Origin of the sequence: Bartonella senegalensis OS02 (assembly GCF_000312545.1) — a bacterium.
Classification (GTDB): Bacteria; Pseudomonadota; Alphaproteobacteria; order Rhizobiales; family Rhizobiaceae; genus Bartonella; species Bartonella senegalensis.
This window is the reverse complement of record NZ_HE997577.1, coordinates 1-222: the sequence shown is the minus strand read 5'-3', so window position 1 is coordinate 222 and position 222 is coordinate 1. Positions and strand designations below refer to the sequence as shown.

The 222-nt window shown below is 41.9% G+C and carries 1 protein-coding gene; it reads right to left on the bottom strand.

Annotation, left to right across the window (positions count from 1 at the left end; genetic code table 11):
• Positions 1-222, bottom strand: a 222-nt coding sequence (locus BN200_RS08455) for a YqaJ viral recombinase family protein (protein ID WP_019222128.1), incomplete at both ends; no start/stop codon positions are given.

Sequence of the window (222 nt, the reverse complement as noted above, 5' to 3'; positions counted from 1 at the left end):
TCATCACGGTGGATACGTTTAACTTTCATACGCAAACGAAGGGATCTGCCTACAAAATGCGGATCATAACTGATAAAATCACACCATTGACGTCCTGTACATGCCATTTGGAATTGCATTTGTGCACTATATTCAGGTTTGATAGTGCCATCCATATAAAAGCGTAGATGGTTGGTGGAGTGTGGGCATTTGACTTCAACTAAACCGTCCTCCCCAATCAAT